This is a genomic window from Rhodococcus koreensis (genome assembly GCF_900105905.1).
GTDB lineage: Bacteria > Actinomycetota > Actinomycetes > Mycobacteriales > Mycobacteriaceae > Rhodococcus_F > Rhodococcus_F koreensis.
In genome coordinates this window covers 93,470-112,266 of sequence record NZ_FNSV01000002.1, presented here as the reverse complement: position 1 = coordinate 112,266, position 18,797 = coordinate 93,470, and the positions used below count along the sequence as shown (strand labels likewise).

The following is an 18,797-nucleotide window of genomic DNA, read 5'->3' as shown; positions in this document are numbered from 1 at the left end:
AGGCGCGCCGCAATCAGGTGACTCGGCGTGTGCTGGGCGCCCGGTTCAGCCTTCGGTACGGTGTTCGGACCGTGCACGATCGAGGAGGATCCGGCGTTCGGCAGCGGACACCATGCGCCGGGTGGCCGCCGCCGCATCCGGTGCCACCGACACCGAGGTGATCCCCTTCCGGACCACGTGTTCGGCGAGGGCCGGGTTCGTCGACACGGCCTGACCGCACAAGGACGCGGTGAGCCCCGCGCGGATCGCCCGTTCGATGATCGAGTCGATGGCATCGAGCACCGCCGGATCCATCGTGTCGAACAGGTCCCGGCAGATCTCGGAGTCACGGTCGACGCCGAGGACGAGTTGGGTCAGGTCGTTGGTTCCGATGGAGATACCGTCGATTCCGAGGGCCGCGTACTCGGGGATCCAGTAGACGACCGACGGGACCTCCGCCATGATCCACCGGTGCATCCGGCGATCGGAGCCGAGCGGATGCACATCGAGATGGCGGAGGCAGCTCTCGAGCTCCCAGCGGGTCCGCACAAACGGGATCATCAGGTGCACGTTCGGATGGTGTGCCCGCACGCGGTGAACGACGTCGAGGTCCAGCCCGAACAATTCCGGTTCACGCACGTACCGGAAACATCCGCGGTAGCCGATCATGGGATTGTCCTCCACGGGTTCGACGTCGCCCCCCGTGAGATTGGCGAATTCGTTGGTGCGCAGGTCGATCGCACGGTAGATCACCGGCCGGGGCGCGAAGGCCGCGGCGATACGTTCGACACCAGCGGCCATTTTCGCCACGTATTCGTCCCGCCGGCCCTCGGCCAGCACTGTGGCCGGGTGGGTCCCTTGCAGCGCGTCCATGATCATGAACTCTGCGCGCAGGAGCCCGACCCCATCGACATCGCTTGCCGCGACTGATTCGGCGGCGTCGGGTGTTGCGAGATTGACGTAGACCGCGGTCGCTGTCGGTTCCGTCCAGGCATGCCCGCCACCGCGCGGAGGGGCCGAGAGGCCGGACGGGGTATCGACGGCGCGCGCGGTAAGGGCTACGCCGCCTTCGGATATGGTGCCCGCGTCGCCGTCGACGGTGACGACGGTTCCGTCGATGAGTGTGGTGGTGGCATCCCTGGTTCCGACGACCACGGGTCGGCCCAGTTCCCGGCCGACGATCGCGGCGTGGCAGGTGATGCCGCCCCCATCGGTGACGATCGCCGCGGCGCGTCGTAATACGGGCAGCCAGTCGGGTCGTGTCATCGGGGCAACCAGGATGTCGCCGTCCTGAAGTCGGTGGGCATCGGCGACCGACCGGAGAACACGCACCTGGCCCGATACCGTTCCGGGGCTCGCGCCGAGCCCCTGCGTGAGCACCCTGCCGGCGGACGCGATTCCCGATGCCGGTGGTGCAGCAGCGGCGATCGGACGGTCACCGAGCGTCGTGATGGGGCGGGTCTGAACTATCCAGAGTTTGTCGCCGGCGAATGCGAACTCGAGGTCCTGCGGCGCCTGGTAATGCTCCTCCACCGAGACCGCCAGCAGGGCGAGGCGCTCCGCCTGGGTGTCGGTGAGGACCCGGATGCCGCGCTCGGTGACGGGGATCTCGGTTCTGTGTTCTCCGTCCGCGTCGGCTGTGATCGCGAAATCCTGTGCTCCGATGTGCACATCGAGGACGCGGAATCCGTCCTTGGAGACTGCGTAGGTGTCCGGCTCGACCTGCCCGCCTACCACCACTTCGCCGAGTCCTGTCGCGGCCTCGACGATGACATGATCACGTGCCCCGGTTCGCGGGTCGGCGGTGAACGCCACTCCGGAGCGGTCGGAATCGACCATCCTCTGCACGACGACCGCGGCCGCCGGCTCCTCCGAAACACTGTGGACGCTGCGGTAGGTGAGCGCTCGCTCGGACCACAGCGACGCCCAGCATTTGCGGACTGCCTCGACCAGAGCATCCAGCCCGGCGATATCGGTAAAGCTGTCGTGGATACCGGCGAATGACGTGTCAGCGGCGTCCTCAGCTGGTGCGGAGGAGCGCACCGCGACACGTACCGTCGGGCCGAGTTCGCGGTAGGCCTCGGCGATCTCGGCGCGCAGGGAATCGGGCACCGGCACCCCGAGGACGACGCCGCGCAGCTCCTGCGCGGCGTCCGTGAGCGCGGCCTCATCCGCCCCGGCAGGGGGCAGTGCCCGGTTGCGGAGGGTGGACCGCACCCCGGCCCCGTCCATCGCGTCCAGATAGGCGTCCTTGGTTACGACGAACCCCGGCGGGACGGGAAAACGGGCGTGGGTCAGCTCGCCCAAATTTGCGGCTTTCCCTCCGACGGAGGGAGCGTCGGGCAAGCGGACCTGATCGATCGGTCGTACCCATCGGTGCTCGACCGCCGCATGGGTGGCGTTCATGGGATCTCCTCACCGTCTCGCTCCAGACAACACCGCGCCTGCCGCGACCGCACAGGGTCGAAAGTCACCGTGACGGCGGCCCCGCGCCGCGACCGAAGACCCTGGTGCCGTGCCGGCGCCGAACCGAGGATGAAGGCTATGACGACGACACCGACCGGGCACGCTCTCGCGCTGCGCCGGGCCGCGGCCAGGATCGGGCAGGCCATCGCCGGCGCCGCCCTCATCGGCTTCCACGTGGCCTTCACGAAACCGCTGCGGCGGTGGCGGACCACCTGGGGCGCCACCGCCGCGGAGGCCGCGGCCACGCTCCCCGGAGACGAACTGGTCCCAGCGGCGCGCTGGGGATACACCCACGCCGTCACGATCGACGCACCGCCGGATCAGGTGTGGCCCTGGATTGTCCAACTCGGGCAGGGGCGGGGCGGATTCTACAGCTACGACGGACTCGAAAACCTCATCGGCTGTCGGGTACACAACACCGAGACGGTACTGCCCGACTACCAGATCCTGGCTGTCGGCGACGAGGTGTGGCTGCACCCGAAGGCTCCCCCGTTGACCGTTGCGATGGTGGCGGCAAACTCCGGCCTGGTCCTGCACGGACATGACCCGCAGACCGCCGACGCGACCATCTGGGCATTCCACCTGCACCCCGTCGGCGACCATCAGACCCGGCTGGTGGAGAGAGGGCGCGGCAGCTACGGTCCCGGCCTCGCCAGTCGTCTCGCGTTCGGTCCCACTCTCATGGAGCCCGTCAGCTTCGTCATGAGCCGGAAGATGCTGCTGACGATCCGCCGCCTCGCCGGCCCCGCACCCGAACACAGCTGATCGGGAGACCTCCCGGGTCATCTCGCGGGTGCGTTGCGCTAGCTCGGGGTGGGTGTCCCGGGTGCCGGGGGTTCCTCGTAGAGTGCGGCACCTGCGGTCACCCCGGCACCCGCGGCGACGATCAACGTCCGTGTTCCCGCCGGCACGTGGTGGCTGCCGCCGTCCAGTCCGGCCACCAGGGCAGCGGTGTGCATGCGGTGATCCGCGGCGATCGTGATGCGCGATTCGGGTAGCCCCAGTCGCTGCGCGAGTTCGGCGCGGAACTGCGGTCGAGCCGGTGCCGCCACGATGCGGTCGACATCCCCCAGTTGCAGGGATGCGTTCTTCAGGCACGCGGTGACGGCGGAGGCCGCCGCCGCCGCGTAGCGCGCATCCATCCATTCGGATCGATCGACGCGCAGCACGTTCCGGTCGTCGAGGTGCCCGACGGTCGCGCGGAACGCACCGCCGAGATCGTCGTCGGCGTTCGCCCAGTGGACACGGCCCAGGCCGTAACGGCTGCCCGTCCAGCTGCACAGCACGGCCCCGCCCGCCGCGGAGAAGGGGAAGTCCTCGCTCATCCCATGGCCTGGGTCGGCGTCGCTGGCGACGACGAGCGCGTAATGAATGGTGCGCGAGCGGAGGAAGCCGTCCACGATCTGCAGTCCGGTCAGGACTCCACAGGTGCCGTTTGCGACGTCGAACGAGAACGTTCCGTGGGCGTCGGTGTGTGGGTCCTCCGGATGCGCGCCGATGTCTTCCTGAATCATCGCGGCGAAGGCCGGTTCGCCGAGATTGCGGTCCCGATATATGCCCGCGTTGACGAGGAGGTCGAGATCGTCCGGGCTTCGGCCGGCTCGTTCGAGGCAAGTTGTCGCGGCGTTCACCGCAAGGCGGAGCGCGCTGTGCCGGGCGCGCCATCCCCCGTGCGCGACGTCTACCCGTTCAATGATCGTGCCCATAGCCGGCCACCAATTGTTCGTCTACTTGTACCAGGACAATGCCGATTTCCAGGCCGGATGCCAACGAGATCAAGGCAACGGTCTCCCCTGGCCGGATACGACCGGCCTCGAGCTCCTCGACCAACGCCACGGTATGGGTTGTCGAGGCGGTGTTCCCGTACCGGTCCACCGTGATGACCGCATCATGGCGGGGTGCGTCGCCGAAGGACTCGGTCAACTTGGCCATCCCTTTCCGGATCGCACGTGCGGAGGTCTGGTGCGTGATCACGTGGTCGATGTCGTGAACCGCCAGGCCGACGGTCTCGAGGACTTCGTGAAGCAACAAGGGAGTGTCGGCGATCGCTGCCTTCTGGATGGCTCGCGAATCGGTGAACATGCGTGCGCCGGGATCGTCGCCCTTCGGATACGCGGTGCACAGTCGGCTGTAGTCGGCCACTGTCGTGAACCCGGCGAGCCGGATCCCTCCCGCTCCGGCCGGGGCCCGTTCCAGAACGAGCGCGGCACCCGCGTCGCCGAGCGTCAGCGACGCCAGCTCCTTGCTCATGATGTTGTGGATGTGCTGCGCGGCATTCTGTCCGAGCTGGGAGATGTACTCGCCGCTGACGATCAGCGCGCGTTCGATGACGCCCTGCCGAATCCAGTTGTTCGCGACCGTCACCCCGGTGAGCATTCCGGCGCAGGCATTGGCGAGGTCGAAGGTCATCGCGGTGACGGCACCGATGGCGTGGGCGACTGCACCACTCATCGTCGGTTCGAGCCACTGGGTCAGTCCTCCCCGGAATTTCGTGATACTACAACTGATCACAACATCGATCGACGCCGCGGTATGCCCGGACCGGCGGAGCGCGTCCTGGGCTGCGGCGGTGGCAAGGGTGTAGGAATCCTCGTCGCCCACCGAGACCCGGCGCTCGCGGATGCCAGTCAACCGTTCCAGGTCGATGTGTGTCGTGTGACGTGTCGTCGCCATCAAATCGTCGGTGGTGAGCCGCGTCGACGGCAGATGCCGGCCCGCGCCCGCCACCCGCGTGCGATACGGCGCCCGGGCGCCGTCGTCCTCGGTCTCCATGACCAACCAGTGCTTGACCATCGAACGTGCCTCCTCCGTCCACCCACCATCTCGCAGACGCGGGGCCGCTACCAGAGCACTTCGGCCCCTGCCCGGCCCCGGACTCCCGACCCTCGGTCGGGGCGCGTCGGCGTGCGTGAAGGCCAGGAGAGGCCCAATGGCCCTTTCCTCGAACACGTCCGGCGGTGAGGCTGGATTTCGAGGGAAGGAGCCCGCCATGCATGCGCGGCACATCATGAGCAGCCCGGTCACCACCGTCACTGCGTCGACGCCGATCGACGAATGCCTCCGGATCGTCGAGGAATCCGGGTATACAGTCCTGCCCGTGGTCGACGAGGCGCACCATCTGGTCGGGATCGTCTCCGAAGGCGACCTTCTCCGCGAGAAATTCCGAACCTTGCCCCGGCCTGGCTCGGATATCGCAGAAACGATGACCAGTCCGGTGATCGCGATGACTCCGGACACCGACGTCAGTAGTCTCGCTTCCGCGATGCTGCGTTCGGGCCTGCGTGGCATTCCGATCGTCCACGACCGCGACGTCATCGGAATCGTCACGCGGCGCGACCTTCTCGGACTTCTGACGATGGACGACACACACATCGCGCACGAAGTGCAGCACCGCCTCGACGTGTATGCGGGATCACCGCGCTGGACGGTCACGGTGACGGAAGGCGAAGTCGCGATCGCGGGGCTACGCGGCGACGACCCGGAACGCGGGGTCGTCGAGGCCCTCGCCGAGACCGTGCCCGGCGTTGCCGACGTTCAGTTCGTCCAGACGTGAGTCGCCGCGACGTCCTGCGCGTCCGGGCACAGTGCGAGCACTTCCCGGAATCCGTCTGCGAGGCATGCGGTCAGAGCATCGAGATCGGGAACGGCGTCGGTGTCGGTGTCGATCCCGACGCAGCATTGCGACGTGTAGGACATCAGCGTCACGTTGAACGCCGATCCCAGGGTGGGGCTGAACGCGTAGTACCGGAGGACTTCCGATCCGGCGATGAACAGTGGCACCGGCGATCCCACCACGTTCGAGGCGACGAAGTCGACATGTTTGAGCATGTTGCCCAAGGTCGATGCCGGAAGCAGATTCAGGGCACCGGCAATAGTGGGCGACAGTGCCACCGCGGGTTCGTTGCGCCAGACGTCGACGGTGGCGTGGACGGTACGGATCAGCTCGGCGGGGTCACCGATGTCGGTGGGTAACCCGAACCGGGCGAGCGTGATGCGATTGCCTCCCAGCGAATCCTCCGCGGTCCGGAGACTGATGGGGAGCGTCAGGCGCAGCTCGTGGATGTCGACGCCGTGGAGACGGTGATACCGTGCCATTCCCCGCAGCACCGACGCCAGAAAAGCATCGTTGATCGAGCCCCCGCCGAGGCTGGCGGCCCGGCCCAGAGCTTCCACCGGGACGTCCAGCACGGCGAAGCGCCGTCGAGTGCTGCGCTTGGTCATCACCGGGGAGAGAGTGGTGACCACCGGGCGCGTGAGGCGCGTAATCGATCCCAGGACGGTGGCGGTGTTGCGCAACGTCTCACCCGGGTGCCGTGCCAGCTCCGCGCCGTGCCGGGCCACTGCTGTCGACGCCCGGCGCGCAAACTTGGTTGCGGTATCCCGGTACCAGGCAAGACCACCGGTCAGCGGACAGGACTCGGCCTCCTGAGGCTGCGCCGTCGCGGCGGGCTCTGCACGGGTGGTGCCCTCACGGGTGAAATCGACCATTTCCCGAGCGATTTGCATGCCGCCGACACCGTCGGTCAGGGAATGGTGCACCTTCATGACGAGGGCGGCCCGCCCCGAGTCGAGGCCGCTGAGCACCGTGAATTCCCACAGTGGGCGGTCCTTGTCGAAGGCTGCCATGCCCACGGTCCGGGCGAAGTCGAGGACGGCGGCCCAGCCTCCCGGGGCCGGCACCGTGAACCGACGCAGATGCCAGCTGAGGTCGAAGTCGGGGTCGTTCACCCATCGAGGCGGGGCCGGACTCATCGGGTCGGTGACGACCTTGCGCCGGAAGATCGGAATGTGTTGAGTCCCCCGACTCATCATGTCGACGAACCGCGACCAGTCGGGGCTCCGATCGAGGAGGGCCACGGCGACGATCGTCGAGCGCAGGATCGGGTCCTGCTCCATCCGCCACGACATGTAGTCCGTCTGTGTCATGTATCGGTGTCGTACCGCTCTCATCCTGATCACCTCGCTGCCCGCGGCCGCAGGCCTCGGAGGGAAAACACATGCGGTCGGGCACTTCTCGCCTCGGTCCTCGCTGCACGCTCCAGTATCTCGGGGAGTTTGTGACTGCTCCAGTGCCGAAATGCTCTTTTCCCGCCTGCCGCCGGCGACGGACGCTGAGGGGCGTCCGAATGTACCCACCGGGGAAAGAGCAACCATGTGCCAGATCCATTCCGAGGTACCGAGACTCCGGTGGCCGTGGGTCGTCGTCTCTGCGCCGCCCGGACGACATTGGTAGGCGTCGGCCTGATGATCGCCGCCGTGCCGATGGTCGTCCTCCGGGGCGTCAATTCGTTGTGACTCCCCGATCTACTCGCGGTCCGCATGTCACATCGGCATCATGTTCATGGGCGGCAGTATGCCCATGCTGTGCAGCCACATCATGAACTGGTGCATCATCTGCATCGCATCCATCGCGGTCACCTCCTTCCACGCGGCAATCCCCGACGACGTCGCGGCCCAAGGTCATGGCGGTCCGTGTGTCCGCAACGTGGCGAGGCGTTCCCGGTACTCCGTCTCGTCGATTTCTCCTCGTGCGAAGCGTTCCGCCAGAAGCTTTTCGGCTCCGTGCAGGGCGGATGGTGAATGTGCCGGCGGCATCGACGCGGAGTGGCCGACGTAGTGGACGAGTACGCCGATGCCGAGTACGAGCAATCCCCAGAACAGTGCCATCCCAACGAACATCAGTGCATAACCCCAACCCCAGCCGGGTTCGTAGTCGTACATCACGGCGAGGCCTCCTACTCCTCGGTGGCGGCCGCTTCGGCTCGATCGGCAGGGCGGCGGCTCCCGTGCCTCCAGTGTCTCGCTCCGTCGACGACAGGCACAGAGTCTTTCGGCTCCTGCCCTGGTCGCCCTGCAGACCTCCGCCGTCGCTGAACGGCCGTTCGGCCCTCTGCGAATTCTGTACGCGTCCGGATCCGGGAGGGGTCATCGACTAACGCGTTCCCGATGCTGGGTCGGCGGCATGAACCGGCGCGTGCCGCCTGTAGGCCGGAACGACATCGACGTCTGTAAAGCTCCGCGTGTGTGCACCCATGGGGGATACGGCAGCGCACTCCGCTCAGACGTCGGTGCGGCAGATCATCACCGGGCACATCACGTGATGCAGAAGGTTCTGACTGGTCGATCCCATCAGAGAGCCGGCGAACCGATTATGGCCGTGACTTCCGACGACGACGAGTTGGGCATCGGCGGCATATTCGAGGAGAAGTTCCGCGGGATTCTGCTCCTCGATGATGGTCGTCAGCTGGAGGTCGGGGTACTTCTCTCGCCACCCGGCCAGACTCTCCGCCACCAGGACGGCCTGTTCCTCCGCCACGATTTTCCAATTCACCTTCTCGCCCGCGGGCCGCCGACCCACGATGTCACCGGCGCCCCACGCGTGCACTGCCAGGATCGGGACCTCGAACAATGTCGCGAACTCGACCGCGGACTCGATGGCCAGGGCGCTGAGTTCACTGCCGTCGACACCGACGATGACGGGGCTGTGGTCCGGCTCCGGGGATCGGCTCTGCGACCGGAAGACCGTGACAGGGCAATGCGCGTGGTTGACCACTCGCATGACAGTCGAGCCGGTGACGAGCGACTTCATTGTGCCGGCACCGGTGGCGCCGGCCACCACCAACTCCGCATGTTCGCTCATTCCGACAAGGGCCTGTCCCGCGGGCCCCGGATGGGTGCTGCGCGACAACCGGATATTCGGGAAGGCCTGCCGCACTCGGTGCGCGACCCCATCGAGGATCTCGTCCGCGGATCGTTCTACCTCCGCAGCGAATTCGTCCTGGAACAGCAGTGCCGCCTCGCTGAAGTGATATCCGGGGGTTGGCAGCGAGTGCGCCAGATGCAGAGGCGCGTTTTTCCGCTGGGCTACCGCCGCAGCCCACACCGCGGCCCGCAACGCGCGTTCCGAGCCGTCGATACCGACGACGATGGCTTGCCGGTTCGCGAGAGTGCTCATGGTCTACTCCATCTCCTGGGCACACGTGTCAGGCTCGGCGGGCTTGGGGCTGTCGGGCGATCGCCTGCTGAAGTTCGGCGATGCGGCTCTGCTCGTGACTGTCCGCCTTCAGCTTGTCGGCGGCCGTCACCACATGGGCGTCGGGTCCCGGAAAGAGGAGCGCCTCATGGTCGTTGCGCAGCCACCTGACGCGATACGGCGTCCCGCCGTCGGCCTGACGGACCTCGACAATCTGCCCGACGTCGTCCGGCGTGTCGACGATCGTGCCCTTGACCACCAGCCAATCCCCCGGTTCTGCATGCATTCCGATCTCTGTCCGCCACAACCCATATGGCCGATTGGTGCGTAGCGGTTTCGATTGTCGGTGGCGGGTGCTGCGGCGGGCAAGAGGCTTTCGGCACCTGTCCGGACCCAAGCGGCCGGGAGAAGACGGGCGGTGGCGGCCCAAAAGTGACGGTCGGCCCTAGTCGGGGGCCGGGCCGGGCGGGTTCGATGGCAGAAGGAATATCACCCCGGATGGAGTCGACATGAAGCCAGCACCCAGAGAACGCCGACTGCCTGCGGCCCGGCGAATCCCGCCGTCGAATGCCGGAGGCAGGCAGCAATGCGTTCCGGTGCCCGAACCGGACGTCGTGAGGTGGCCCGATCCGAGCCCGTTGGCCAACTGGTGGGTGCGCGTCATGTTCGACGCCGATTACGATCAACGCGCGTCGTGACTGTCCTCTGTCATCTGAAACTGTACACGAAATCCCAACTGTCACAAATCTTTGCGCCCTCACGGGGCGGCTACAGCGGATGAAACGGTCGTGGATGAATCCTTCGGAGGACTGCACCTGTGGTCGATCCACTCGCCCCGACGGGGCACTCGTTACAGGAGGAATAGATCATGAGCACACTCGTCGTCTATGAGTCGATGTTCGGAAACACCCGTCACGTCGCCGAAGCGATCGCGCGTGGAGTGGCCACGACCGGTGCGGTGAAAACTGTTCCGGTGTCGCAGGCACGTGAGGAGGACCTGTCCGCGTACGACCTGTTGATCGTCGGCGGCCCGACGCACGTACACGGGATGAGCCGGGAGTCGACGCGCCGCGGTGCGGAAGAGACCGCTCACAAGCCTGACAGTACGGTGACGCTCGAGCCCGATGCCACCAGTGAGGGTCTTCGAGAATGGCTCTCGTCGCTTCCGCCCTCACATGGCAGGGCAGTCGCGTTCGACACCCGCGCGGATGCACCCGCCTTGTTGACTGGGAGGGCATCGAAAGGTATCGGAAAGAAGCTTCGCCACTTGGGGTTCGATCTCGTTGCGGAGTCGGAGAGTTTCCTCGTCGACAAGGAGTCGCATCTCGAGGACAACGAAGCGGCGCGGGCCGAACAGTGGGGGCGAGTGCTCGCGCAGCATCAGTGATGCGACCGCATCTGGTGCGTGCCCGCGCTCGTACGCCGATTTCGGCCAGAACCAAGCCGCCTCAGACGAGGCTCCCATGGCGAATCACGTGACCCTCACGGCGCCGCGAAGACGGTAACCGGCTCGTGCATGGAATTTACGTTCGAGGACCGGCGCATCCTGGTGGACTGCGGACTGTTCCAGGGATCACGCAGCCTCGCGACGCTGAACTGCGGGGCTTTCGCCTTCGCGCCGGACACCGTTGACGCCGTCGTCCTCATCCACGCCCATATCGATCATTGTGGACTGCTGCCCAAACTGGTGGCACAGAGCTACGAGGGACCGATATTTTGCACCGACCAATCCGCCGACCTCCTGGAATACATGCTCGCCGACGCCGGGCGGATCCAAGAGTTCGAGGCAGAGCGACGAAAAGGCGTTCCACGCAGATCCTGAGGGGCCTTCAGGGATGGACTACGTCGTCTGCGAATCGACCTACGGCAGCCGAACGCGGGCGCAACTCACCCTCGCCCAGCGACGCGACCTGTTCGAAGAAGAAATCAACACGGCCATCGCCCGCGGCGGCAATCTGGTGATCCCCGCCTTCGCACTCGAGCGCACCGAGTAACTCTTACTCGATATCGCGTATCTCGCCGACCAGCATCGCATCCCCCACGTGCCGGTCTCCGTCGACTCACCACTAGCCAACCGTGCGACCAGTGTCTTCGCCAGACATGCATCCGAACTCGAGGATCTCGGCGGCAAGGATGTCTTCCACCATCCCGCGATCCACTATGTAGATGACGCTTCCGCTTCCATGCGGATCAACAACATGTCGGGGGGCATCGTCGTTGCGGCCTCGGGCATGTGCGAGACCGGACGCATTCGCCATCACCTCGAGCACAATCTGCATCGCCGGGATTCCACGATCCTGTTCGTCGGGTTCCAGGCACAAGGATCGCTTGGACGTGTGCTGCTCGAAGGCGCAGAGCGCGTGCGCATTTCGGGAACCGACCTCAATGTTCGAGCCCATGTCCGGCGGATCGACAGCTATTCCGCCCATGCCGACCAGACCGAACTTCTGACGTGGATCACGGAGCGGAAGCCGATCTCGGGCAGCTTGTTCCTGACGCACGGGGAGCCGGGGGCAGCGGCGGCGCCGGCCGAACTGGTCACAGAGCACGATCCTTCGCTTCCCGTCATCATCCCGGCGATCGGAGAAAGTTACCAGCTGCAGTCCGGCACCCCGGCGAAGCTGGTCGGCACCGCGCGTTCGGATGCGGCTCAATTGGTCGGCCGCGACTGGCAGAACGACTACGCCGATTTTGCGGTCGGTCTCAAGCACCAACTCGCGCGGATCTCGGATTCCGAGAACCGTCGGAGGGCAATCGCGGCCATGCGCATGGTTCTCGACGATTACGCCGAACCCCGCGACACTCGGCAGAAACGGGTCCGCGTCTGATCCGACGGGATCTGTCCTCCCTGTTGTTGCCGGAGCGAGCGGCGGCTCACGCTCCTCGACCGTGCCCGGCCCGGATGGCGATGCCCGAGATCGGCGCCTAGCGTGGATGAGGCCCCGCGTACCCGGCTGCCTGGGACGGCAGATAGGTCGTGAACCAGCCGCGAGCCACGGCCGCGACCTGTTCGAGAGTGCCCGGCTCCTCGAACTGGTGCGTGGCACCCGGAATCTCGATGCGGCTGTTGCCGGGGATCGCGGCCTGTGCCCGGCGATTGAGGTCGAGGAAACCGACGATCAACAGGGTGCAGGTCTGCACTTTCCTCAGGCACTCGCCCGCGAGGTCGGGTCGACCAGTCGCTCCGAGAGGAGGTCGATGTCGAACACCAGGGTTCGATCGCCTCCTTCGCCGACGCAGAGGAGGTCGAACAGGAGTGTGGCGAGTCCGGCTCGGTTCAGGATGTCGGCGACGCAGCGGTTGCGGGGGCTGTGTCGGCTGCTGCCGCTGCCGTGCGCGAACACGACCATTCCGATGGGGTCTTCCGGGATGGTCAGGTGTCCTGCAAGCCGGACCGTGCCCGTGTCGATTTCGATGTTCTTGTCGCACAATGGCGGATCATCAATGCCTGGGGCTGTGATGGCCGGTTCGCGGACGCCGTCGCGTGCGGCCTGCAGCAGCGCGGTCCGGCCTGCCAACGGGATCCGGTCGAGGCCGACGTGGAACCGTTCGCCGTGTCACCCTCGCCGCCAGGCTGATTTGGAGGGGTAACGCGAAGAAGTCCTCGGGTTCGCGCGCCGACCTGCGACTATGTACCGATTTGGCATCGATGCTTCGAGCGTTCGGAAGGTGCGACTATGTCCGATTTGATGGTTGACCTCATGGCCTCGCCGCGGACCGCGCTCTGGCATGCGTGCACGCGGGTACCTGTCGGTCGGCGCTTTCCTGGCGGAGCGCACAGGCAGCCGAGAACGAGCGCGACGGTCCTGCCGGGTTTCACGGATCACCACTCCGGGTCTCGGTTGCCGGTCGGCGTGTTCGAGGACTGTGGACCCTAGCGCAAGGAGACGATGGTGGGGTCGAATCGAGGGGTACTGTCCGCACGATGTGGAAAGCGCCGTGACCGGTGTCCCGTTCTTCCCACGTGACCCCCGTTCGACGGTCGCTGTGCCCAACGCTGGTGTCAATGGAAAACAGGCGAACATGCTCGCGTGCGATGGAGGCTGAGACCGTGACCCGGCCGCTGATCGATCTGCGTCACCACGGCGCAGTCGTCTTCGATCTCGACGTGGTCGTCGACACCGAGGCGGCGAGAACCGCAGCATGCGCTGACGTTCTCGACGCCTTCCTGTCCCGGCGCGCAGGCGAGGGCGGTGTGGACCGCGGCCCGTTCCGCGACCGCGACTACCACCGGTTCTTCGAGGGGCGGACGACAGCGGCGGGAATCACCGACTTCTTGACATCCCGGGGCGTATCCCTTTCGCGGGGGGTGCGCGGCGCGGCGGCGGATGAACATACCGTTGCAGGACTGTGCGCACGCGTAAGACAACACTTCCGGGCGCGCATCGCGCGTGACGGTGTGCCGTGCGTCGAATCGACTGTGGCTCTGGTGCGCCGGTTGCGGGGTCTCGGGGTCGGGACTGCGGTGTTCTCGGCGGGTGGCGATGTGAAGGACGTGCTCGCTGCCGTGGGAATCGATGACCTGTTTCCGATCGGGGTCGACGAGGCCGCTCCGCGGAACGCCGCGGCCCAGCTCGGTGCGCCGCTCGCGAGTGCGGTGGTGGTCACCGCCTGCGAGGACTCTGTAGCGGACGCGAGCCGAGCCGGGTTCGCTCTGGTGGTCGCCGTCGGCCGGTCGGAACGGACCGATGTGTTGCGAAGTCGGGGCGCCGACGTGGTGGTCGGGAACCTGTCCGAGGTCGAACTCCGCGCGTGCGATCGCCGGCTCTCCGAGATTCCCGACGCGATGACCTCCCGTCACGAGCTCACCGCGCTCCTGCGTGTGCGCAGGCCGGCGATCTTTCTCGATTTCGACGGCACACTGGCGGACATCGTGCCCGATCCGGCCGCCGCTGCCCTCGTCGACGGAGCGGCAGCCGCACTGTCCCGATTGGCCGCCGAATGCCCCGTCGCCGTGATCAGCGGCCGTGACCTCGCGGATGTCCGGGAACGGGTCGGCATGTCCGGGATCTGGTACGCGGGCAGCCACGGTTTCGAACTCGCCGGGCCCGCGGGCCAGAGGTACGAGAATCCCGGCGCGCTCGCCGCCGTTCCTGTGCTCGACCGGGTGGCCCCGGTCCTGGTGGAGCGTCTGCAGCACATTCCGGGTGTGCTCGTCGAACGCAAGCGGTTCACCGTCGCGGTTCACTACCGGAACGTGCCGGCCGAGCACGTCGACGAGGTCGCGGCGGCGGTGTACGACGTCGGGGGCCGGGAAGAGGCGCTTCGGGTCACCGGTGGACGGAAGGTGATCGAACTGCGCCCCGACGTCGAGTGGGACAAGGGCCGGGCATTGCAGTGGATACTCGAGCACGTCGTCGATGCGGGGTCGACGCTGCCGATCTACATCGGCGACGACCTGACGGACGAGGACGCGTTCGACGCGGTGTCGGCCGAGGGGGTGGGCATTGTGGTCCGGTGCCGGGAGGCCGCAGATCGGCGATCCGCGGCGCAGTTCGCGGTGAACGCCCCCACACAGGTTCGGGAACTGCTCGAGCGACTGGCGGATCTGCTCGACCGAGACCCCGCGGACGCATCGCGGGCCGGGGGATGGACCCTCTTCTTCGACGGCTACTCCCCGGCGACCGAGAAACTTCGCGAGGCTCTCTGCACGGTGGGTAACGGATTCTTTGCCACGCGCGGCTGTGCACCCGAAGCCCCGGCCGGACCCGGCCACTATCCGGGCACCTACGTCGCGGGCGTCTACAACCGTTTGAGTGAGGAGCGTTCGGGCACGGCCCTGGTGAACGAAAGCCTGGTGAACGTGCCGAACTGGCTGACGACGACGTTCCGCATCGACGGCGGACCGTGGTTCGATCTCGATGCGGTCGAATTGCTCGACTACCGCCAGTATCTCGACCTCCGCCGGTCGGTGCTCACCCGCAGGTTGCGGTACCGCGATCGGGACGGGCGGACGACCTCGGTCGTCCAACGCCGTTTCGTCGCAATGCATCTCCCCCACGTCTGTGCGCTCCAGACGACGATCGTGGCCGAAGACTGGTCCGGCACAGTCGAATTCCGTTCGGCTCTAGACGGTTCGGTGCGGAACACCCTCGTCGACAGGTATCGAGACCTCGCCAGCGACCACCTCGAACGAGTACACGCCGCCGAGCTGCCGCCCGATGCGGTCCTACTGACCATGCAGACGAACCGGTCCCGCATCCCGGTGGCGATGGCGGCACGGACCACGGTGTGGTTCGACGGTAAGCCCTGCAACAGCCACTACCGGTTCTTCGACCGCGACGGAAGGACCGGACACGACATCACCGTCGACATCGCGACGGGGCGCCCAGTCACAATGGAGAAGACGGTGACCCTGTTCACCGGGCGCGATCACGCGATCTCCGACCCCGGCGACGAAGCTACCCGCTGGCTGCCCGGGTTTGGCAGATTCGACGAACTGCTCGACGGTCACGTGCTGGCGTGGGAGCACCTGTGGGACCGGGTGGGAATCGACCTCGCCGGCCACGAGGACGCATCGCGGATCGTGCGGTTCCACCTACTGCACCTGCTGCAGACGGTTTCCCGGAACACCGCAGACCTGGACGTGGGTGTCCCGGCTCGTGGCTTGCACGGCGAGGCGTACCGGGGCCACATTTTCTGGGACGAGCTCTTCGTCTTCCCCGTCTTGAATCTGCGAGTTCCCGCACTGACCCGGTCGCTGCTGCACTACCGGTACCGTCGTCTCCCCGAGGCCCGCCGCGCGGCGAGCGCCGCCGGGTACCGGGGTGCGATGTTCCCGTGGCAGTCGGGCAGCGACGGGCGTGAGGAAAGCCAGCAACTGCACCTCAATCCGCGATCGGGGCGCTGGTTGCCCGACCCCAGCTGGCGACAACACCACATCGGCATCGCGATCGCGTACAACGTGTGGCAGTACTACCAGGTCACCGGTGACCTGGAGTTCCTCGGGGATTTCGGCGCCGAGATGCTCGTGGAGATCGCCCGGTTCTTCGCCAGCCTCGCATCGTACGATCGAGCGCGGTCCCGGTTCATCATCCGCGGCGTCGTCGGACCGGACGAATTCCATTCCGGCTATCCTGACGCACCCTACGACGGCGTGGACAACAACGCATACACCAATGTCATGGCGGTGTGGGTGATTCTGCGTGCCATCGAAGCACTCGATGCCGTTCCCGCCCCGAACCGGGCAGACCTCGTCGACAGCCTCCACCTGGACGCGCAGGAGATGGCCCGGTGGTCTGACATCAGCCGCCGCATGTTCGTTCCCTTCCACGATCAGGTGATCAGCCAGTTCGAGGGCTACGGCGATCTGACCGAACTCGACTGGGACCGCTACCGGGAGCGGTACGGCGACATCCAGCGGCTCGACCGCATACTCGAGGCCGAGGGCGACGACGTCAACCGGTACAGGGCCTCCAAGCAGGCCGATGTGCTGATGTTGTTCTACCTCCTCTCCGCCGACGAACTGCGGGATCTGTTCGGGCTCCTGGAGTATCGATTCGAACCGGACGCCATCCCGCGGACCATCGACTACTACCTCGCCCGAACGTCGCACGGCTCGACCTTGAGCGCGGTCGTGCACTCGTGGGTACTGGCCCGCGCCAACCGCGACAAGGCGATGGACTACTTCGAGAGGGTGCTCGCCTCCGATATCGCGGACATCCAGGGCGGTACGACCGCGGAGGGCATTCACCTGGCTGCCATGGCAGGCAGCATCGACCTACTCCAGCGGTGTTTCACCGGCCTCGAAACACGCGGAGATCGACTGGTTCTCGGCCCACAGTGGCCGGAGACGATGGGCGCGCTGGTGTTTCCGATCTCGTACCGTGGACACCAGCTGTGGCTGAAGGTCAGCGGGAGGCAGGTCGAGGTCAGCGCCGGCGCCGGAAACCAGCGACCGATCGAGATCATGTGCCGCGACCGGGTCGTCGAACTGCGGCCGGGCTGCACCATCAGCCTGGGCTAGCCTGGTGGTGCGCCGATCATCCCCAGCCACTCGACGGCCCCGGCGGTGCGGGCGGAGTGGAGGTTCGTGCCTCATTCGACCTCGATCACGCGGGCGTGAAGTGCTCGCCGCCGTGTGGGGTCATCGCGATCGACTTCCCGTTCGGACCAGTCGCCACCAGGGCCCGCAGGTGGGGCCGGTGCTCGCGTCGGGTGCGGCGGAGTCTGCGAGAACCTCGTCGCGTCGTAGGCCGGGCAGCACGCGGTATCGGATCGAAGCACGGTGGCTCACCAGGGCCAGGGGCCACCACAACGCGCTCACGTAGTCGTCGGCGGCCCGGGCGCCGTCCCACTGATAGAACCCCCGGTATCTCTCGTCTTCGTCTGCCGTCAGCCACAGCTTGGAGACGAAGCCGGGGAATCCGGCGAACAGGGGGGTGTTGAGCAAGCTCTCTGCCCGGAAGAGGGCGTGGCCACGGCCGTGGACTCCGCGCAGCCGGAAGGACACGACGAGGACTACCGGGTCGGCGAGAGGGTCACCGTCCGCAACGGTTTCCCGGTAGACGGTGCCGGTGGTGCCGTCGGCGAAGGTCATCCGCCGGCCCTTGTTTCGGGTTGGTTGGTGCAGGCGGCGGCGTGCGAGCAGGAATGCCGTTCGTGCGGCGCAGCGGGCGAGTCGCGGGGCGGCCACCCTCAGCGGCAGTGGTCGAGCTTCGGTATCGACCGCGGCGCTCGGGGTGAGTGAATGCGGTGCAGGTTCGCGGGTTGTCATCGTTCGTCCTCGTCGGATGGTCTGTGCGGCGGCGGTCAGCGCTCGTTGCGGTCGCAGCAGGGGAAGAACACTTCCGTGTGGGGTGCCGCAGTCCGGGACCGTCGAGGTAGCACTCCCAGGGGTCACCGGAGACGGCGTAGCCGTGGGCGGAGATCCAGTGCGCGGCCGCGCCGTAGGCGGCGCACACTCCTCGGTAGTCGCCCACGTGGACTGTCGTGGCGACGGTGCCGCCCTGCAGTGCCGTCGGTTCGACCTGTTCGCGGGCGGTGATGCGGCCGCTGAGGGGGAATCCGGCTTCGATATCGCACTGTCCGTCCGCAGACTCGCGGTACCGCGCGAACGGGGCCCCGGAGATGCGCCGTCCCTGTTTGTCGGCGACCGCGACCACCTCACCGAATGCGGGCCCGAGAAAGTCGACGAGGCGGTCCCAGTCGACATGGCCCCGGACCACGGCCGCCGGGGTTGCGTCGACTTCGACCAGTTCGACTTCGTAGCCCATGGTTCCACCATCTCGCTGCTTCGTCGGCGCGGGCAGGGCCGAAGGTCCCCCGTCGCCGGTCCTTGGGCATCGAATCCTGTGTGACCGCCTCCTCGCCCGTGCCCGGACTGCTCGACACGCCTGGGCCGAGGTGCCTGGCTGGGAACATGTGCCCGAGGTGGTTG

14 protein-coding genes and 2 pseudogenes are annotated in these 18,797 nt (G+C 66.7%); 6 read left to right on the top strand and 10 right to left on the bottom strand.

Going from position 1 to position 18,797, the window contains the following annotated elements; genetic code table 11:
* Positions 1 to 45 precede the first annotated feature (45 nt).
* Complete coding sequence (gene ppsA / locus BLV94_RS01280; protein ID WP_072946258.1) at positions 46 to 2,385, bottom strand: phosphoenolpyruvate synthase; 2,340 nt, start codon at positions 2,383 to 2,385, stop codon at positions 46 to 48.
* Positions 2,386 to 2,523: 138 nt separating this feature from the next.
* On the opposite strand from ppsA, the gene BLV94_RS01275 reads away from it, so the two are divergent.
* Positions 2,524 to 3,210: a hypothetical protein gene (locus BLV94_RS01275; protein ID WP_072946257.1), complete on the top strand. Its 687-nt coding sequence runs from the start codon at positions 2,524 to 2,526 to the stop codon at positions 3,208 to 3,210.
* Positions 3,211 to 3,248: 38 nt separating this feature from the next.
* Here the strand turns inward: BLV94_RS01275 and BLV94_RS01270 are convergent, their stop codons facing one another.
* Positions 3,249 to 4,151 carry a 3-oxoacyl-[acyl-carrier-protein] synthase III C-terminal domain-containing protein gene (locus tag BLV94_RS01270; protein ID WP_072946256.1) on the bottom strand — a complete coding sequence of 301 codons (903 nt, stop codon included), beginning with the start codon at positions 4,149 to 4,151 and terminating at the stop codon, positions 3,249 to 3,251.
* Positions 4,135 to 5,238: a 3-oxoacyl-ACP synthase III family protein gene (locus BLV94_RS01265; RefSeq protein ID WP_072946255.1), complete on the bottom strand. Its 1,104-nt coding sequence runs from the start codon at positions 5,236 to 5,238 to the stop codon at positions 4,135 to 4,137. The genes BLV94_RS01270 and BLV94_RS01265 overlap by 17 nt, the downstream gene beginning before the upstream one ends.
* A 196-nt stretch (positions 5,239 to 5,434) precedes the next feature.
* Here BLV94_RS01265 and BLV94_RS01260 point away from each other — a divergent pair, with 196 nt between their 5' ends.
* The gene (locus BLV94_RS01260; RefSeq protein ID WP_072946254.1) at positions 5,435 to 5,998 is read left to right on the top strand and encodes a CBS domain-containing protein; all 564 of its coding nucleotides are present in this window, start codon (positions 5,435 to 5,437) and stop codon (positions 5,996 to 5,998) included.
* On the opposite strand, the gene BLV94_RS01255 is transcribed toward BLV94_RS01260, so the two are convergent.
* The 4 genes from BLV94_RS01255 to BLV94_RS01240 form a co-directional block, all read right to left on the bottom strand.
* Positions 5,980 to 7,371 (bottom strand): wax ester/triacylglycerol synthase domain-containing protein, encoded by a 1,392-nt coding sequence (locus BLV94_RS01255; RefSeq protein ID WP_143051294.1) that lies wholly within the window; start codon positions 7,369 to 7,371, stop codon positions 5,980 to 5,982. The two genes, BLV94_RS01260 and BLV94_RS01255, sit on opposite strands and share 19 nt — an antisense overlap.
* A gap of 534 nt (positions 7,372 to 7,905) precedes the next feature.
* A complete protein-coding gene (locus BLV94_RS01250; protein WP_072946252.1) occupies positions 7,906 to 8,166 on the bottom strand; it encodes an SHOCT domain-containing protein in 261 nt (86 codons plus the stop codon).
* Between the two features lie 337 nt (positions 8,167 to 8,503).
* Positions 8,504 to 9,400 carry a universal stress protein gene (locus tag BLV94_RS01245; RefSeq protein ID WP_072946251.1) on the bottom strand — a complete coding sequence of 299 codons (897 nt, stop codon included), beginning with the start codon at positions 9,398 to 9,400 and terminating at the stop codon, positions 8,504 to 8,506.
* A gap of 28 nt (positions 9,401 to 9,428) precedes the next feature.
* The gene (locus tag BLV94_RS01240) at positions 9,429 to 9,704 is read right to left on the bottom strand and encodes a DUF1918 domain-containing protein (protein WP_072946300.1); all 276 of its coding nucleotides are present in this window, start codon (positions 9,702 to 9,704) and stop codon (positions 9,429 to 9,431) included.
* Positions 9,705 to 9,927: 223 nt separating this feature from the next.
* Between BLV94_RS01240 and BLV94_RS48270 the strand changes: the two genes are divergently transcribed.
* The 3 genes and pseudogenes from BLV94_RS48270 (at position 9,928) to BLV94_RS01230 (ending at position 12,246) form a co-directional block, all read left to right on the top strand.
* Positions 9,928 to 10,116 carry a hypothetical protein gene (locus BLV94_RS48270; RefSeq protein ID WP_143051293.1) on the top strand — a complete coding sequence of 63 codons (189 nt, stop codon included), beginning with the start codon at positions 9,928 to 9,930 and terminating at the stop codon, positions 10,114 to 10,116.
* Positions 10,117 to 10,286: 170 nt separating this feature from the next.
* Positions 10,287 to 10,805, top strand: a complete 519-nt coding sequence (locus BLV94_RS01235; protein ID WP_072946250.1) for a flavodoxin family protein — start codon at positions 10,287 to 10,289, stop codon at positions 10,803 to 10,805.
* Positions 10,806 to 10,934: 129 nt separating this feature from the next.
* Positions 10,935 to 12,246 (top strand): annotated as a pseudogene (locus tag BLV94_RS01230) (MBL fold metallo-hydrolase RNA specificity domain-containing protein).
* 97 nt (positions 12,247 to 12,343) lie between these two features.
* Here the strand turns inward: BLV94_RS01230 and BLV94_RS47610 are convergent.
* Positions 12,344 to 12,921, bottom strand: a pseudogene (locus tag BLV94_RS47610) (phosphoribosyltransferase); the annotation flags it as partial.
* Between the two features lie 533 nt (positions 12,922 to 13,454).
* On the opposite strand from BLV94_RS47610, the gene otsB reads away from it, so the two are divergent.
* A complete protein-coding gene (gene otsB / locus BLV94_RS01215) occupies positions 13,455 to 17,384 on the top strand; it encodes a trehalose-phosphatase (protein WP_083395410.1) in 3,930 nt (1,309 codons plus the stop codon).
* Positions 17,385 to 17,504: 120 nt separating this feature from the next.
* Here the strand turns inward: otsB and BLV94_RS01210 are convergent, their stop codons facing one another.
* Positions 17,505 to 17,957 carry a hypothetical protein gene (locus tag BLV94_RS01210; RefSeq protein ID WP_072946247.1) on the bottom strand — a complete coding sequence of 151 codons (453 nt, stop codon included), beginning with the start codon at positions 17,955 to 17,957 and terminating at the stop codon, positions 17,505 to 17,507.
* On the bottom strand, positions 17,899 to 18,633 hold the full coding sequence (locus tag BLV94_RS50180) for a GyrI-like domain-containing protein (protein WP_072946246.1): 735 nt from the start codon (positions 18,631 to 18,633) through the stop codon (positions 17,899 to 17,901). Before BLV94_RS50180 ends, BLV94_RS01210 begins: the two co-directional genes overlap by 59 nt.
* Between the last annotated feature and the right edge of the window lie 164 nt (positions 18,634 to 18,797).

Excerpts from the sequence above, each read along its gene's own strand:
- BLV94_RS01210 (WP_072946247.1), bottom strand. The coding sequence starts at position 17,957 with ATGACCTTCGCCGACGGCACCACCGGCACCGTCTACCGGGAAACCGTT.
- BLV94_RS01235 (WP_072946250.1), top strand. The coding sequence starts at position 10,287 with ATGAGCACACTCGTCGTCTATGAGTCGATGTTCGGAAACACCCGTCAC.
- BLV94_RS01265 (WP_072946255.1), bottom strand. The coding sequence starts at position 5,238 with ATGGTCAAGCACTGGTTGGTCATGGAGACCGAGGACGACGGCGCCCGG.
- BLV94_RS01270 (WP_072946256.1), bottom strand. The coding sequence starts at position 4,151 with ATGGGCACGATCATTGAACGGGTAGACGTCGCGCACGGGGGATGGCGC.
- BLV94_RS48270 (WP_143051293.1), top strand. The coding sequence starts at position 9,928 with ATGAAGCCAGCACCCAGAGAACGCCGACTGCCTGCGGCCCGGCGAATC.
- otsB (WP_083395410.1), top strand. The coding sequence starts at position 13,455 with ATGGAGGCTGAGACCGTGACCCGGCCGCTGATCGATCTGCGTCACCAC.
- BLV94_RS01260 (WP_072946254.1), top strand. The coding sequence starts at position 5,435 with ATGCATGCGCGGCACATCATGAGCAGCCCGGTCACCACCGTCACTGCG.
- ppsA (WP_072946258.1), bottom strand. The coding sequence starts at position 2,385 with ATGAACGCCACCCATGCGGCGGTCGAGCACCGATGGGTACGACCGATC.
- BLV94_RS50180 (WP_072946246.1), bottom strand. The coding sequence starts at position 18,633 with ATGGGCTACGAAGTCGAACTGGTCGAAGTCGACGCAACCCCGGCGGCC.
- BLV94_RS01240 (WP_072946300.1), bottom strand. The coding sequence starts at position 9,704 with ATGCATGCAGAACCGGGGGATTGGCTGGTGGTCAAGGGCACGATCGTC.
- BLV94_RS01245 (WP_072946251.1), bottom strand. The coding sequence starts at position 9,400 with ATGAGCACTCTCGCGAACCGGCAAGCCATCGTCGTCGGTATCGACGGC.
- BLV94_RS01255 (WP_143051294.1), bottom strand. The coding sequence starts at position 7,371 with ATGACACAGACGGACTACATGTCGTGGCGGATGGAGCAGGACCCGATC.
- BLV94_RS01250 (WP_072946252.1), bottom strand. The coding sequence starts at position 8,166 with ATGTACGACTACGAACCCGGCTGGGGTTGGGGTTATGCACTGATGTTC.
- BLV94_RS01275 (WP_072946257.1), top strand. The coding sequence starts at position 2,524 with ATGACGACGACACCGACCGGGCACGCTCTCGCGCTGCGCCGGGCCGCG.